This is a genomic window from Histidinibacterium lentulum (assembly GCF_003789055.1).
GTDB classification, from domain to species: Bacteria; Pseudomonadota; Alphaproteobacteria; order Rhodobacterales; family Rhodobacteraceae; genus Oceanicola; species Oceanicola lentulus.
The window spans coordinates 1-14921 of sequence record NZ_ML119091.1; the positions used below are offsets into that span (position 1 = coordinate 1).

General features: G+C 68.5%; 14 protein-coding genes and 1 pseudogene. 4 read left to right on the forward strand and 11 right to left on the reverse strand.

Annotation, left to right across the window (positions count from 1 at the left end):
* Positions 1-95 (forward strand): transposase domain-containing protein (locus EAT49_RS17885; protein WP_148078750.1); only part of this gene is annotated, 95 nt, incomplete at its 5' end.
* 21 nt (positions 96-116) lie between these two features.
* On the opposite strand, the pseudogene EAT49_RS17890 reads toward EAT49_RS17885, so the two are convergent.
* From EAT49_RS17890 to EAT49_RS17900, 3 genes and pseudogenes are all read right to left on the reverse strand, one after another.
* Positions 117-869: pseudogene (locus EAT49_RS17890) on the reverse strand (DNA polymerase IV); the annotation flags it as partial.
* A gap of 98 nt (positions 870-967) precedes the next feature.
* The gene (locus tag EAT49_RS17895; RefSeq protein ID WP_123643676.1) at positions 968-2908 is read right to left on the reverse strand and encodes an AAA family ATPase; all 1941 of its coding nucleotides are present in this window, start codon (positions 2906-2908) and stop codon (positions 968-970) included.
* 305 nt (positions 2909-3213) lie between these two features.
* On the reverse strand, positions 3214-4089 hold the full coding sequence (locus EAT49_RS17900; protein ID WP_123643677.1) for a ParB/RepB/Spo0J family partition protein: 876 nt from the start codon (positions 4087-4089) through the stop codon (positions 3214-3216).
* 61 nt (positions 4090-4150) lie between these two features.
* Between EAT49_RS17900 and EAT49_RS17905 the strand changes: the two genes are divergently transcribed.
* Positions 4151-4609, forward strand: coding sequence for an NUDIX domain-containing protein (locus tag EAT49_RS17905; RefSeq protein WP_185020820.1), 459 nt, complete (start codon positions 4151-4153; stop codon positions 4607-4609).
* Between the two features lie 51 nt (positions 4610-4660).
* On the opposite strand, the gene dapA is transcribed toward EAT49_RS17905, so the two are convergent.
* The gene (gene dapA / locus EAT49_RS17910) at positions 4661-5551 is read right to left on the reverse strand and encodes a 4-hydroxy-tetrahydrodipicolinate synthase (RefSeq protein WP_123643679.1); all 891 of its coding nucleotides are present in this window, start codon (positions 5549-5551) and stop codon (positions 4661-4663) included.
* Positions 5552-5686: 135 nt separating this feature from the next.
* Here dapA and EAT49_RS17915 point away from each other — a divergent pair, with 135 nt between their 5' ends.
* Entirely contained in the window at positions 5687-7843 is a 2157-nt protein-coding gene (locus tag EAT49_RS17915; protein ID WP_123643680.1) for a lytic transglycosylase domain-containing protein, read from the forward strand.
* A gap of 171 nt (positions 7844-8014) precedes the next feature.
* Here EAT49_RS17915 and EAT49_RS17920 read toward each other — a convergent pair whose 3' ends face one another.
* Both EAT49_RS17920 and mnmC2 read right to left on the reverse strand, forming a co-directional pair.
* A complete protein-coding gene (locus EAT49_RS17920) occupies positions 8015-8890 on the reverse strand; it encodes a DMT family transporter (RefSeq protein WP_123643681.1) in 876 nt (291 codons plus the stop codon).
* On the reverse strand, positions 8887-9552 hold the full coding sequence (mnmC2, locus tag EAT49_RS17925) for a tRNA (5-methylaminomethyl-2-thiouridine)(34)-methyltransferase MnmC2 (RefSeq protein WP_123643682.1): 666 nt from the start codon (positions 9550-9552) through the stop codon (positions 8887-8889). The genes EAT49_RS17920 and mnmC2 overlap by 4 nt, the downstream gene beginning before the upstream one ends.
* A 48-nt stretch (positions 9553-9600) precedes the next feature.
* On the opposite strand from mnmC2, the gene EAT49_RS17930 reads away from it, so the two are divergent.
* On the forward strand, positions 9601-10635 hold the full coding sequence (locus tag EAT49_RS17930) for an NAD(P)/FAD-dependent oxidoreductase (RefSeq protein WP_123643683.1): 1035 nt from the start codon (positions 9601-9603) through the stop codon (positions 10633-10635).
* Positions 10636-11365: 730 nt separating this feature from the next.
* On the opposite strand, the gene EAT49_RS17935 is transcribed toward EAT49_RS17930, so the two are convergent.
* The 5 genes from EAT49_RS17935 to EAT49_RS17955 all read right to left on the reverse strand — a co-directional run bounded on the left by EAT49_RS17935 (position 11366) and on the right by EAT49_RS17955 (position 14914).
* A complete protein-coding gene (locus tag EAT49_RS17935) occupies positions 11366-11653 on the reverse strand; it encodes a sll1863 family stress response protein (RefSeq protein ID WP_123643684.1) in 288 nt (95 codons plus the stop codon).
* Positions 11654-11847: 194 nt separating this feature from the next.
* Entirely contained in the window at positions 11848-12924 is a 1077-nt protein-coding gene (locus EAT49_RS17940; RefSeq protein WP_123643685.1) for a fatty acid desaturase, read from the reverse strand.
* Positions 12925-13057: 133 nt separating this feature from the next.
* Complete coding sequence (locus EAT49_RS17945; protein ID WP_123643686.1) at positions 13058-13816, reverse strand: amino acid ABC transporter ATP-binding protein; 759 nt, start codon at positions 13814-13816, stop codon at positions 13058-13060.
* Positions 13813-14241 (reverse strand): GlcG/HbpS family heme-binding protein, encoded by a 429-nt coding sequence (locus EAT49_RS17950; protein WP_123643687.1) that lies wholly within the window; start codon positions 14239-14241, stop codon positions 13813-13815. Before EAT49_RS17950 ends, EAT49_RS17945 begins: the two co-directional genes overlap by 4 nt.
* Before the next feature lie 10 nt (positions 14242-14251).
* Complete coding sequence (locus EAT49_RS17955; protein WP_123643688.1) at positions 14252-14914, reverse strand: amino acid ABC transporter permease; 663 nt, start codon at positions 14912-14914, stop codon at positions 14252-14254.
* Positions 14915-14921 lie beyond the last annotated feature (7 nt).

Below are 14921 nucleotides of genomic sequence, written 5' to 3' on the forward strand. Positions count from 1 at the left end.
CGTATCTCAAGGCCACGCTCGAAGCGATCGCCAACGGTCACCCTCAGTCCGCCATCGACGATCTGCTGCCCTGGAACTTCAAGCCGTCAAGCTGAAACGCCTCGTGGGCAGCAGACGCCGCTTACGCCGAAGCGGGTGGTGAGGGCGTCCTTCTCCCAGCGGTGGAGGTCGGCGATGGTGCGGATGCCGGCGGCCTCAAGGCTCTCCTGCGCGGCGGGGCCGATGCCCCAGATGATGCGGACGGGCTTCGGCTTCAGGAACGCCACGGTTTCGGCGCGGCCGATGACGGAGAAGCCGCGGGGCTTGTCGAGGTCGCTGGCGATCTTGGCGAGGAACTTGTTGTGGCTGAGGCCGATGGAGCCGGTGAGGCCGAGCTCGTCCTTCATGCGGCGCACGAGGCGGGCGAGCATCATGGCCGGGGGCGCGCCGTGGAGGCGCTCGGTGCCGGTGAGGTCGAGGAAGGCCTCGTCGAGGGAGAGCGGCTCGACCACGGGGGTGAGCTCGTCCATCATCTGGCGGATGGCTTTCGAGGCCTCCACGTAGGCGTCGAAGCGGGGCTTCACGACGACGGCTTCGGGGCAGAGCTTCAGGGCCTGGAACATCGGCATGGCGGATTTCACGCCCTTGATTCGGGCGATGTAGCAGGCAGTGGAGACGACGCCGCGGCGGCCGCCGCCGATGATGACGGGCTGGCCCGCGAGGGCCGGGTTGTCGCGCTTCTCGACGGCGGCGAAGAAGGCGTCGCAATCCATGTGGGCGATGGAGAGGGAGAAGAGGTCGGGGTGCCGGGTCAGCCGCGGGGACCGGCAGGAGGGGCAGCGCTCGCCGGTCTCGAATTGGGTCAGACAGTCGCGGCAGAGGGCTGGCATGGGGGGAGTGTAGCAGGCCAGGAGGGGGTGGGGGAGGGGGTTGGTTGGGGGGCGTTACACGATGTAACGGGGGGTTAAGTTGTTGGAAGTTTAGGAATTTATCCGTTCTCCACATTGAGTGGAGAGCGCATAACCGTCGCGACGTTCAAGGCATCGACTGACATGATGATCTCGTCAAATAGTGTAAACTGAATCCCAAGAGCTTGAGCTCGTTGCAGCACTTGCGTGATTGCAAGTGGCGTTTTGCATATGCTATCAAATGTTAGCGCAAATTTCTCGCACATTTCCTCAAATATACCATTATAATGCTCCTCGCCTAGCGCGGACGCTAAGTAAGCCTCGAGGTTACCGCCTATGCAGCAATATGAGGCGTGGCAGCCCGTTGGAAAATCAACTGGCAATTCATCAGTCAACATTTTCTGCAAAAGTCTATTGTATCCAATGTTTTGCTTTTTGGGCGCTTTCCCCTCATCAGAGTCGAAGATGGGATAGGTTGGAATTCCAAGTTTTGAGAAAACATAGAGTGGCTTATCGAGCTTGGTCTTACCGTCGACCTGGATAATTGCCAAGCCTTCAGTGATTGGGCTGCGACCCCTGAGTCGAAAAGAGGCCTCTAGTATCGCCTTGTCTGTTACTCCCTCAACTAAGACGACTCTGTTAGCGAAAAAACCTTCGCATAGCTCGTTTGAAAATATGTGCATCTTGGCCAAGAACGCATCGTCCGGCATCTTGGCGCGGCCAAGCAGATCGGCAAAATATTGAGAGCAATCGGTCAATTGAACAGAGGTTGCTTGATGAATTGCGCCGTCAGCATTCTCTGAGCGTCGGATTATGCGAGCGGAAGGGAAATTGCGAATGTCGGCAAACTTCTCAGAATGGGTCGTAAAGATTATCTGGAATCTTATCCCAGACTTGCGATTAAAGTCTTTGCAGATATCATAGAAGGCATCTGAGATGATTTGTTGCTTGTGGGGGTGTTGATAAATCTCGGGCTCTTCAATTAAAAGAACAATATCGCTCTGGGCAGCTTCGAATTCCTCGCCGTCGTCTGTCGATAGATTGCGTTCGGCTAGGAACTGTATTATTGAAAAGAGACAGGCTCGTTGAAGTCCATGTCCAACGTTAGCAAGTGTCGTTTCGAAACCTTGGTCTTCGACCTTAATGCTCGGCTTCGGGTATTCAATGGAGACACCTTCGCTCAGGTTCCAATCTGCAAGAAGTTTGGAGTCTTTATAGAAGCGGCCTACAGATTCTGTGAGTAACTTGCTGATGTCTTGGAGGTCAGGCGCGTTCGCTGGGTCCACGAGCTCCTCAAATCTCTGATTCGCTTGAACTATGAAGTCTTGTACTTCCTTCTTATTTTCAAAGGTCTGTCGCGAAATTTCCGACAGCAACGAGATGATAGGGCTTCGCCTCTTGTCGGACGTTTCTTCATGAGCATCCACCACAGCGGGCACAAAATGCACGGAAGTCTTTTTCCTCAGCTTCCCACAAGCAACATTTGGGGCACCAAAAAAGTCTCGGCTGAATAAGAGTTCAAGATCATCTGGATGATCCTGTTCCCACTGAGCCATCTTGAGCTCAGCTTCATCAGCGCTCCGCGCATTATCTAGTCCATCAATCGTTTGCGCGACTCTGTTGAATTCGGCTCGTTTCTCCGCTTTGCCCGTTGTGGCGCGTATAGTGGAAAAGCCCCGATAGCTCTTGGCTAGCACTTCATAGCGCAAATTCTCTTCGGGGTCCTGAGAGATAACCCTTTTTACCGTCATATTGCCCCCTACGACGGCAGATCCAAAATCCCGTGCTTCTTCCGGTGTAATGTTGGAGAATTCTATCGCTATTTCAATTGAGGGCTCTTCGCGATTAAGAAAATCTTCTTGTGAAACCTTTGGTGACGGCTCGAAAAAGAGGCAGAGGGCCCTTAGGATAGTTGACTTGCCAACGTTGTTTGCGCCAACAAGCGCTGTTACGGCCTCAAATTCAATTTTGAGGGTCCTAATTGATCTCAGGTTCTTGATTGAAACCGATTGAATCCGCACGTTGGAAGCCTGCCGAAGTTATGATGCAGAAATCTGACGTAAGGTGATGGTCGGAGTCAAGCCGGACAGTAGTTTTTTGTTAGATGCTCGTAGGAACGAGTCGGTGAATATCTACTGGGATACCATGAGTGCGCACCCTACCGGGTGGTGGAGGGCGCGCATTGAAAGCGTATTGTATTGGGTGAGAGGGGTGGGGGACGGCGCGGGCGGCGGGCCGGGGAGGTGGGTTGGAAACCCACCCTACGGGGGAGTGGTGTGGGGCGGTGCGGAGGGGGGTGGGTTGGAAACCCACCCTACGGAGGTCGTCAGTCGCCCTCGCGCCAGTCGGAGGGGGTGAAGTCGCGCTCGATGGCGTCCATGATCTCCTCCATGAGGGCGCCGGTGGCGTCGGGGCCGGAGAAGCGGAGGCACCAGCCTTCCCGGAGGTATTCGCGGCGGCAGGTGAGTTTCGGGCGCAGGGAGACGCGGCGGCGGGGGCGGCCCTTGCGGCGGTCGTCGCGGAGGAGCTTCGGGTCGGCGAGGGCCTCGGCGGCGATGCGGTCGAGCACGGCGCCAATCTCGACGGGCGACCGGGGCGGCTCGAGGTCGCGGATGGCGGCGACCATCAGCTCGAAATGACCGGCGGAGAGGGCGGCGGCAACGCGGAGGAGCTGGGCCTGTTGCCAGCTTTCCGGGTCGGGGAGGTGGGGCTCCATCTGGGCCACGACCTCGGCGAGTTGGCGCAGGCGGGCGCGTTTCTGCTTGGACGCGCCGGGGTGCAGGCGCTGCACCGCCTCTTCGACGGTCTGGAAATAGCCCTGCTCCACGGCGTCGAAGATGACGCGGCCGCGGTCCCAGGGGGAGATGTCCTCGCGGACCTCGTTCTCCTCGACGATGGCGGCGAGGATGCGGGCGGGATCCTCGGAGGGGCGGATCAGGGCGGGGATCTTCGTGTAGCCGGTGCGCTGCATGGCCTCGTACCGCCGGCGGCCCGAGACGAGCGCGTAGGGGGGCGTGGCCCCGGTCTCCGTCACCTCGACGGGCTGGCGCAGGCCGTGGGCGACGATGGAGCCCATGAGCTCCGCGAGCGCGTCCTCGTCCATGGCGGAGCGGTCGCGGAGGAAGGCGTCGGGGTCGATGTCCGACAGGAGGAGGAAGGCGGGCTCGGTCAGGGAGAGCGCGTCGTCGAGGGGGCTGGTCATGGGTGCCTCGCGTTGGAAAGGCCGCGAGGGTAGGCAGGGGGAGGTGAAGGAAGGACAGGGGGTGAGAGCGGTGGCGTTCGAGGGGGCGAAGGGGCTGGTGCTGCTGGGGGACCGCGCGCTGGTGCTGCTCAGGGACGAGGGGGTCCCGTGGGCGGGCATGTGGGATCTGCCGGGCGGCGGGAGAGAGGGGGCGGAGAGCCCCTGGGAGACGCTCGGGCGGGAGGTGGAGGAGGAGGTGGGCCTCGGGATCGACGGCGCGGAGGTGCTGTGGCGGCACCGGGGGGAGTCGGCGGTCCGGCCGGGGGCCGTGGTGTGGTTCTTCGTGCTCAGGCTGGGGGAGGGGGCGGTGCGGGAGCTCCTGTTCGGCGAGGAGGGGACGGCCTGGGCGCTGATGGCGCCCGCGAAGGTGATGGGGCTCGAGCGGCTGGTGCCGGCGCATCGTCCGCGACTGGAGCGGTATCTCGCGCTGGCGGGGGCGTGGGGGCGCCCGGTGGCGGAGGAGGCGTGGGACGCGGTGTGAGGGGGTGGGGTGTGCCGGGCTGAAGCCCGGCCTACCGGTAGGTGCGGGCGGTCAGTTCAGGAGGCCCGCGTGGATCATGGCGTCCTTGATGGCGAGGCGGGTGCCCTCGGAGGCGGTGACATGGGGGGAGCGGACCTCGTCGTGGCACATGCCGAGGAGCGAGAGGCCGTATTTCGCGCCGACGGTGCCGGGCTCCATGAAGACGGCGATGTGGAGCGGCATGAGGCGGTCGAGGAGCGTCAGCGCGGTGCGGTAGTCGGAGGCGAGGGTGGCCTCCTGGAACTCGGCGCAGAGGCGGGGGGCGACGTTGGCGGTGACCGAGATGCAGCCGATGCCGCCATGGGCGTTGAAGCCGAGGGCGGTGGCGTCCTCGCCGGAAAGCTGGATGAAGTCGCGGCCGCAGGCGATGCGGGTCTTCGGCACGCGGGCGAGGTCGCCGGTGGCGTCCTTCACGCCGACGATCATCTCGTGCTGCGCCAGCGCGCCCATGGTCTCGGGGGTCATGTCCACCACGGAGCGGCCGGGGATGTTGTAGATGATGATGGGCAGGCCGATGTCGGCGGCGGCGAGGTAATGCGCCTTGAGGCCGGCCTGGGTGGGCTTGTTGTAGTAGGGCGTGACCACGAGGGCGGCGTCGGCGCCGGCGTCCTTGGCGGCCTTCACCAGCTTGACGGTCTCGGCGGTGTTGTTGGAGCCCGCGCCCGCGATGACCGGCACGCGGCCGGCGGCGTGCTCGATCACCTTCGCCACGACCTCGTCATGTTCGGCATGGCTGAGGGTGGGGCTCTCGCCCGTCGTCCCGACCGGCACGAGGCCGTGGCTGCCCTGCTCGATCTGCCAGTCGACGAGGCGTTTCAGCGCGGGATAGTCCACCTCTCCCTGATGGAAGGGGGTCACCAGGGCCGGGATGGATCCCCGGATGGCGCTGAGGTCGAAGGGCATGGAGGGCTCCGGACATGAGGTCGGCGAAATCGTGCGGACCCTAGACCCATCGCGGGGGCTTGCCAAGTTTGTGAGTTGAACCGTGGCGCGAGGTCTTTAGGGTACTGCACGCCCTCCCCCCACCCGGATGATCCGATGCGCAGCCTGTTCCTGATCCTGGCCCTTCTGGCGGCGCCCGCCGCCGCGGACCCCGAGAGCGTGCCCGACCTGACCGCGGCCTTCGCCGCGGCGGACCGGGGCGACTGGCGCACGGCGGAGGACCTGGCGGAGCCCGCGGGCGCGGTCGGCGCCGATCTCGTGACCTGGATGCGGCTGAGGGACGGCGAGGGCAGTTGGGAGGAGGCGCTGGCCTTTCTCGAGCGGCATGGCGACTGGCCGGGCACCGACCGGATCCGGGCCTTCGCCGAGCGGGACATGCCCGCGGGCCTCGGGCCGGAGGCGGTGCTGGCGTGGTTCGGGGAGCGCGAGCCGGAGACCGTGGACGGCGTCCTGCGGCGGGCCGCCGCGCTGGTGGCGCTCGGACGGGAGAGCGAGGCCGCGGCGCGGGTCGCAGACGCCTGGCTGTCCATGGACATGACCGCGGGCGAGGAAGCGATGCTGCTGGCGGACTGGGGGCCGGAACTGGGTCCGAACCATGCCGGGCGGCTGGACTGGCTCCTGTGGCGGCACCGGACCACCGACGCGTCGCGGATGCTGGGCCGGGTCGATGCGGACACCGCGGCGCTCGGCCGCGCCCGGATCGGCTACCTTCGGCGCGAGGGAGGGCTTCCCGGGCTGGTCGCGCAGGTCCCCGAGGCGCTGCGCGAAAGCGCGGCCTTCCGCTATGCGCGCTACGACTGGCTGGCGGGGCGGGGCCAATGGGAGGAGGCCGCCGAGATGCTGGCCGCGGCCTCCACCTCGGCGGAGGCGCTGGGCGAGCCGTTCCGCTGGTCCGGATACCGGCGCGTGCTCGCGCGGTGGCTGATGCGCGAGGGCGATCCGGAACTGGCGTATCGCCTAGCGTCCAACCATTTCCTGACCGAGGGCACGGCCTTTACCGATCTCGAGTGGCTCGCGGGCTACATCGCGCTGACCGAGCTCGATCAGCCGGCGGTGGCGCTGCTGCATTTCCAGACCATGGAGCGCAACGTCGACACGCCGATCAGCAAGGGCCGGGGCTGGTACTGGATCGGCCGCGCGCAGGAGGCGCTGGGCGACAGCGCGGCGGCGCAGGCGGCCTACGAGGAGGGGGGGCGGCACCAGACCTCCTTCTACGGGCTTCTGGCCGCGGAGAAGGCGCGGATGCCGCTCGACCCGGAGCTTGCGGGGACCGAGACCTTTCCGGAGTTCGAGGCGGCGGGGCTGGGCGAGATGCCGCTGGTCCAGGCCGGGCTGCATCTCCTGCGCGGCGGCGAGCGCGGGCTCGCGGTGCTGTTCTTCGCCGAGATGGGCGCGCGGCTGGAGCGCGACGAGCTGGGGGCGCTGGGCGCCTGGCTCGAGGCCTGGGACGAGGAATTCTACGAGGTGCTGCTGGGCAAGTCCGCGGCGAACCGCGAGATCGTGCTGCCGTCGATCTATTTCCCGCTCCATGACATGGCGGAGATGGAGATGCCGGTGGAGCCCGCCCTGGCGCTGGCCATCGCGCGGCGGGAAAGCGAGTTCCGCATCGACGCGGGCTCCGGCGCGGGCGCGCTGGGGCTGATGCAGCTGATGCCGGGCACGGCACAGGATGTCTCCGGCTGGCTGGGAGAGCCCTACGACCGGGCGCGGCTGACCCGGGACTGGGCCTACAACGCGCGGCTCGGGACGGCCTATCTCGACTATCTCATCGACCGGTTCGGCGAGAGCCCGGTGCTGGTCGCGGCGGGCTACAACGCCGGTCCCGGCCGGCCGCTCGCGTGGATGACCGAGCGGGGCGACCCGCGCAGCCCGCAGGTGGACGTGGTGGACTGGATCGAGCACATCCCCTTCGAGGAGACGCGCAACTACGTCATGCGGGTAACGGAATCGGTGCCCGTCTACCGGGCGCGGCTGGCGGGAGAGGCAGGGGAGATCGCCTTCACCGACTATCTGAAGGGCGGCGAGCAGGTGGTCCGTCCCGTGGCCCGGCCGGACGGCGCCATCGACCCGGTGGTGGCCTCGAGCCGCACCGCGCCGCTGCCCGAGGGAAGCCCGCTGGCGCCTGCCGTGTCGCCGGTGCCGCCCGCGCGGCCAGAGCGGGCGGCGGTCGCGGGCGGCATCGGCGCACCGGCGGAGATCGGCGGACCGGCGCCGGTGCGCCCGTTGCCGCGGCCGACCGGACCGGGGGGCTGATCCGCTCCGGTTTCGGCGCACTGCGTGCGCCGCGCCGCCGGGCGCTCCGCCCCGTCGCCATTGTCACCCGGACCAATGGCGCAACGATGGCGACCCCCGGGATACTTCCGGCCAGACAGGAGGGCAGGTCGGCACGCGGGGGCAAGTGGCGCGCCCGGGTGACGGCGTCCGTCAGGGCGCGGCGCGGCGGCGGGCGCGGGCTTCGCGCCAGAAGGTGAAGAGGCCGGCGGAGATCACGATGGCCACGCCGATGGCGACGTTGGTCTCCAGCGTCTCGCCGAAGACGAGGATGCCGAGGGACGCGCCGAAGACGAGCTGGAAATAGGCGAAGGGCTGCACGGCGCTGGCCTCGGCCACCTCGTAGGTCTTGATCAGCAGGAAATGCCCGCCGGCCCCGGTCAGGCACAGGAGGCCCATCCAGGCCCAGTCCGCCGGGGTCATCGGCTCCCAGACCCAGAGGCCGATACAGGTCATCACGAGGCCCCCCGTCACCCCGGTGTAGAAGAAGGAGGTGGCCGCGGCGTCGCGGCGGGCGGCGTAGCGGGTGAGCAGGCCATAGACCGCGAACATGCAGGCCGAGGCGAAGGGGATGAGCGCGTGGGGGTCGAAGACGCCCCAGCCGGGTTCGAGGATCACGACGATGCCGACGAACCCGGTCGCGATGGCGGCCCAGCGGCGCCAGCCGACCCTTTCGCCCAGGATCGGGCCGGAGAGGGCGGCGATGATCAGGGGATAGCAGGCGAAGACGGCGTGGCTCTCGACGAGGCCGAGATGCACGAAGGCGAGGACCATGACGCAGATCTCGAGCGACAGGAGGACGCCGCGGCCGATCTGCAGGAGGGGCTGCGTGGTGCGGGCCGCGGCGCGCAGCGAGCCGGCCTGCCGGGCGGTGACGGTCATCACGAAGGCGGCGAAGAACCAGTAGCGGATCATCACCACCATCAGGACGTTGTATTCCCGGGCGAGGTGCTGGCTGATGCCGTCCTGCATGGCGAAGACGAAGGTGGTGCAGAGCATCAGGACGATGCCGAGGCGGGTGTTCGTCATGGCAGGCGTGCGCGGGTCATGTGGCGTTTGCGGCCGTAGCCCTCGGTGCGCGTCACGGTGAAGCCGGCCGCGGCGAGGGCGCGGCGGACGTGGCCCGCGGCGGTGTAGGTGGCGGCGGTGCCCCCGGGCGCGGTGTGGCGGGCGACGGTCTCGAGGAGGGCGGGCTCCCAGAGCTCGGGGTTCTTCGCGGGGGCGAAGCCGTCGAGGAACCAGGCGTCGGCCCGTTCCGGCCAGGGGGGCAGGGTGGCGCGGGCGTCGCCGGGAATGACGGTGAGGTCGAGGCCGGGGAGGGAGACGCGATCGGGGCTTCTGGCGAGGGCGGCGCAGAAGGCGGCGAGATCGCCGGGCGGGGAGAGGGCCGAGAGCGCGCGCAGGCGGTCGGCGGGGGCCATGGGCCGGGCCTCGAAGCTGGTGAAGCGCAGGGTGCCCGAGGGGCAGGCGGCGCGGAAGGCGTGCCAGGCGAGAAGCGCGTTGAGGCCGGTTCCGAAGCCCAGTTCGGCGATGTGGAAGCCGGGGCGGAAGCGGGCGGGCAGGTCGCTCCCCGCAAGGAAGACATGGGCGCTCTCCGCCGCGCCGTTCTCGAGGCTGTAGTAGGGATCGCCCCAGTCCGTCGCGACGGGGATGTCGCCGTTCCAGTCGAGACGGGCGGTCTGGCCTTGCACCTCTGGCTCCCCTAGGTCCGGGGCGATGGGTGCGTCAAAGCCGGGGGGATGTCCATGACCGACGTGACGGTGCGGGGGGCGGGGATCTTCGGCCTGTCGGTGGCCTGGGCCTGCCTGGCGAGGGGCGCGAGGGTGCGGGTGATCGACCCGGCCGGGCCGGGCGCCGGGGCCTCGGGCGGCCTCGTGGGGGCGCTCGCCCCGCATGTGCCCGAGCAGTGGAACCCGAAGAAGCAGTTCCAGCTCGAGAGCCTGCTGATGGCGGAGGGGTTCTGGGCCGGCGTGGCGGAGGTCTCGGGGGAGGACCCGGGCTATGCGCGGCTCGGGCGGGTGCAGCCACTTCCGGCGGGCGACGGGCCCGCGCTGGCGCGGGCGCGCGCGCGGGAAGAGGGAGCGGCCGCGCTGTGGCGGGGCGCGGCGGTCTGGGAGGTGACGGAGGAGGCCGGGGGCTGGCAGGTCGCGGGGCCGGTGGTGCGGGACACGCTGTCGGCCCGGCTCCATCCGCGCCGTGCCACCCTGGCGCTGGCCGCGGCGATCCGGGCGCGCGGCGGGGAGATCGCGACGGAGGGCGCGGACCACGGGGCAGTGGTCTGGGCCACGGGCTGGCAGGGGCTCGGGGCGCTGGGCCGGGCGCTGGGACGGGAGACGGGCGGCGGGGTGAAGGGGCAGGCCGCGGCCCTTGCCGCGGACCTCGCGGCGCGGCCGCAGCTTTATGTGGAGGGGCTGCATGTGGTGCCGCACGGGGACGGCACGGTGGCGGTGGGATCGACCTCGGAGCGCGCGTTCGAGTCGCCGGACCGGACCGACGGCGCGCTGGAGGACATCGTGGCGCGGGTGCGGCGGCTGGTGCCCGACCTGGCGCGCGCCCCGGTCGTGGCGCGCTGGGCGGGCGTGCGCCCGCGCGCGCGGACCCGGGCGCCGATGCTGGGACGCTGGCCCGGGCGGGAGGGACATTTCATCGCCAACGGAGGGTTCAAGATCGGCTTCGGCATGGCGCCGAAGGTGGGCGAGGTCATGGCCCGGCTGGTGCTCGAGGGGGAGAACGGGGTACCGGACGGGTTCCGCGTGGAGGACAGCCTGGCGTGAGGCGGGACGGGGGACGGCGCTCGCCGCAAGCGGCATCGCCCCGCCCGCCGTCCCGCCGGGCGCTGGGCACGGGTCCCTCCCACGAGAGGACTTGCGGTCGGGTGACGGGAGCGGCCTGCGCTGCTGCGGGGCGCCCGGCTCCGGGGCGGGACCGCGACGACCCGGCGCGGCTCGGGGGCGAGCGCAATCCGCTGCCGGTCTGCGCCTCGGCAGAGGTCATGCGCGCGGCGGTAGGGCCGGTCGGGCCGGTGCATCGGCCCGCACGTCGTCTCACGGGGCAAGGCAGGTCCCCCCGCGCGAGGACTTGCGGTCGGGCGACAGGAGCGGCCTGCGCTGCTGCGGGGCGCCTGGTTCCGGAGCCGGACCGCGACGACCAGATGCGGCCCAGGGGCGAGCGCAATCCGCTGCCGGTCTGCGCCTCGGCAGAGGTCATGCGCGCGGCGGGCGGGCCTGTGGGCCGGTGCATCGTTCCGCACGTCGTCCCACGGGGCAATGGCAGGTCGCCCCCGCGCGAGGACTTGCGGCGGGGCGACAGGAGCGGCCTGCGCTGCTGCGGGGCGTCCGGCTCCGGGGCGGGACCGCGACGAGCCGGCGCGGCCCGGGGGCGGGGAGCGGGATGCCGCGACTGCGCCGCGCCGAGGTGGCGGGTTCCGGTCCCGGCGACGGGATCGAGGGCGGGCCGTGGCGGGGTCAGGGCGGTCCGGTCCGCGACCGCCCGGGGCGTGTCGGCCTACCGGAAGCGGCTCCAGGCTTTCTGGAAGGAGCCGGAGATGTCCTCCCAGGCGCGCTCCATCCCCTTGCGCATGTCGTCCCACGCGGCGTCGCTCGCGGACTGGGCTTCCTTCAGCCGTTCCTGTGCCTCGTCCCGCTGCGCGCGCATCGTCGCCAGGTGCTCCTCGTATTTCGCCCTGTTCTCGGCCTGTGCGGCGCGGGCCTGCGCCTGCATCCGGTCGATCTCGGCGTTCCACTCGTCGAGCTTCGCCTTCATCTTCTCGACATAGACGTCGCGGTCGGTCATCTGTCCGTCCTCCCTGCTGTTGGGCCAGTCTGACATGATCCGGCACGAAACTGAATGCGCCCCGCAGGCCGGCGGGGCGCATTCAGTTTCGTGCCGGGTCCCGTCGCAGCGAGGCCGTCACCGCGAACGGGCCTCCCGGGGTCGCCGGTCTGCCCGGGCAGACCGGCGACCGGAGGGGAGCGTCGGCAGCCGCCTCAGGAGATCTGCGCTACAGGGGCAGCGCCGGGGGGCAGGGCCGGGCGGACGAAGTGGTGCGGATCCTTCAGCTGGCGCAGGACACAGGGAATGATCTCGCGCCAGGCGGCCCAGACCGAGGGATAGGGCGGCGGACAGTCGTGCCTGATCTCCTCGTGCAGCGCCGGCAGGCGGTAGTAGGGCACCATGGGGAACATGTGGTGCTCGATGTGGTAGTTCATGTTCGAGTAGAAGAAGCGGAAGACCGGGTTCATCAGGATGGTCCGCGTGTTCAGGCGGTGGTCGAGCACGTCCTCGGCCAGGCCGATATGCTGCGGCACGCCCATCACGAAGGACAGCCAGATGCCGTAGAACCGCGGCAGTCCGATCAGCATGAGAGGCAGAAGCGACCATGTCGCCAGAGCGACGGTCGCCGCACCGAGATGCACGGCAAGATGGATACGGGCGATGCGGACGGCCCTCGGCCGTTCGCCTTCGGGGACGCAGTAGCGTTCCTCGCGGCTGAAACGGCCGGCGGAGAGGCGCAGCATCCGCCAGTAGTTCAGCGGCGCGGCGATGATCCCGAAGAAGTTCACGAGGATTAGCAGGAGTTGCGGCGGCCGCATCGCCGGGATTTCCGGGTCGCGGCCGACGACGATGGTGTCGGTGTGGTGGATCGCGTGTTCCCAGCGGGTGACGACGGGGTTGGCGATCAGCAGGAAGCTGGCGAACTGGAACACGACGTCGTTGAGCCAGCGAGTGCGGAAGGCGGTGCCGTGCCCCATCTCGTGCCAGCGCGAGTCGGCGGCGGTGGCATAGAGCAGGCCGTAGACGGCGAAGACGGGTATCGCCCAGAGCGTGCCCCAGGTGGCGATGCCGAGCGCGCCGAAGAGGAGGAGAAGGCCGATCCAGAGGGCGGTGTCGCGCAGCGGCGCGGCGTCCTCGCGGCGCATGAGCTCCTTCATCCGCTTGCGGGGAACAGGGGTGCGATACCAGTCGCCGGCGATCAGGCCCCTCTGGTGGGCAAGGGCCTCTTCGGGGCCGCCGAGCGTGTAGTCGCGGGGAGAGGGAATTCGGGTCAGGTTGAGGATGGACATGCGTCACCTCCTTACGGGGGCCGCGCGACCGGCGATCTGACCCGGAACGGCCGCGCGGGGCTGCGAATGCGCCCCGCCTCTGCGGGGCGGCCGAGATCTGCCCTCAGGCTTGCCCGCCCGGCGCGGGATGTCGTCAGTGTCCGAGAACCTGGTCGAGAAAGAGCTTCGTGCGGGGGTGCTCGGGGGCGTTGAAGAAGTCTTCGGGCGGCTTCTGTTCCACGATCCGGCCCCGGTCCATGAACACGACGCGATCGGCCACGCGGCGGGCGAAGCCCATCTCGTGCGTGACGACGACCATCGTCATGCCCTCCTGCGCGAGGTCGGTCATCGTGTCGAGGACTTCCTTGATCATCTCGGGATCGAGGGCGGAGGTGGGCTCGTCGAAGAGCATGATCCGCGGGTCCATGCAGAGGGAGCGGGCGATGGCGACGCGCTGCTGCTGGCCGCCCGAGAGCTGTCCCGGGTACTTGCCTGCCTGTTCGGGGATGCGGACCTTGTGCAGGTAGTGCATCGCGCGCGCCTCGGCATCGGATTTGGACATGCGGCGGACAGTGCGGGGCGCAAGGGTGCAGTTCTCGAGGATCGTCAGGTGCGGGAACAGGTTGAACTGCTGGAACACCATGCCGACCTCCTTGCGGACGGCGTCGATGTTGCGGGTGTTCTCGTCGAGGCGGATGCCGTCGACGGTGATCGTGCCTTCCTGGTGCTCCTCGAGCCGGTTGATGCAGCGGATCAGCGTGGATTTCCCCGAGCCAGAGGGGCCGCAGACCACCAGCCGGTCGCCCGGCATGACGGTCAGGTCGATGTCGGCGAGGACCTGAAAGGCGCCGTACCATTTGGACATCCCCTCGATGCGGATCGCGGGGGTGCGGGTGGCGGAGGCGGCGGTCATGGCGCGCTGGCCGACAGGCGCGGCGACAGGGCGAAGGCCGCCCGGGCGCAGGCGAGATCCGCCTCGTCGGGGCCGGAGGACACGCCGATGCCGCCCACATGGGTGCCGTCGAGCCAGATCGGCAGTCCGCCGACGAGCCCCGTCTGCCGGCCGCCGCAGGCGAGCGCGACGGAGAGCGGTTCGTCGCCCGAAGGCGCGCGCGTGGAGGCCGAGGTGCGGGCCTTGGTCTCGGAGATCGCGAGCGCGTTCAGGCGCGCGCCGTCCATCCTGATCTGGGCGATCACGGTGCCGCCGGTGTCGACGATGGTGATGCATTGCGGCTCGGACAGCCGCTCGGCCTCGGCGGCGGCAAGCGCGACCATCTCGAGCGCGGCGGCGTGAGCGAGGCGCAGGGTCGGCCGTGCGAGCCTGTCGGTGTCGGTCATGGCGGTCTCCTCAGCGGGTCGCGACGGCAAGCCGGCGTTCGACGTATTCGGCGAAGCGCGCGACGGGGAAGATGATGATGAAGTAGAGAAGGGCGATGGCGGTCAGGAACTCGAAGTAGCGGAAGGTCTGCGCCCCGAGGACGTAGGATTTCAGCGCGAGGTCCGCGACGCCGATGGTCGCCAGCAGGGTGGTGCCCTTCATCAGCTCGGTGAGGTGGTTGATGAACGGCGGGATCGCGAGCCGCGCGGCCTGCGGCACGATGATCCGGCGCCAGATCGTGACGCGGGGGAGGGCGAGGGCCGTCGCCGCTTCCCACTGGCCGCGGGGGATGGACTGCACGCCGCCGCGGAAGATCTCCGCGAGAAACGCGCCCGATATGAGCCCGAGGGCAAGGGAGCCGGCCCAGAGGCCCGAGACGGTTCCGCCCACGAGGGGCGGGAGGCAGTAGAACATCCAGAAGATCAGGACGACCTCGGGGATGGTGCGGAACACCGTGGTGTAGACCGCCGCGGCACGTCCGAGGCCGCGGCTCTTTCCGACGCGCAGGACGCAGAGCGTCATGCCGATCGGCAGGCCGATGGCGAGCGCGGTGAAGAAGGCGATGAGCGTCATTCGGACGCCCTGCAGGAGGTCGGGCAGATAGCGAAGGATGATGTCGAACTGGAAGTCCATGGGTTCT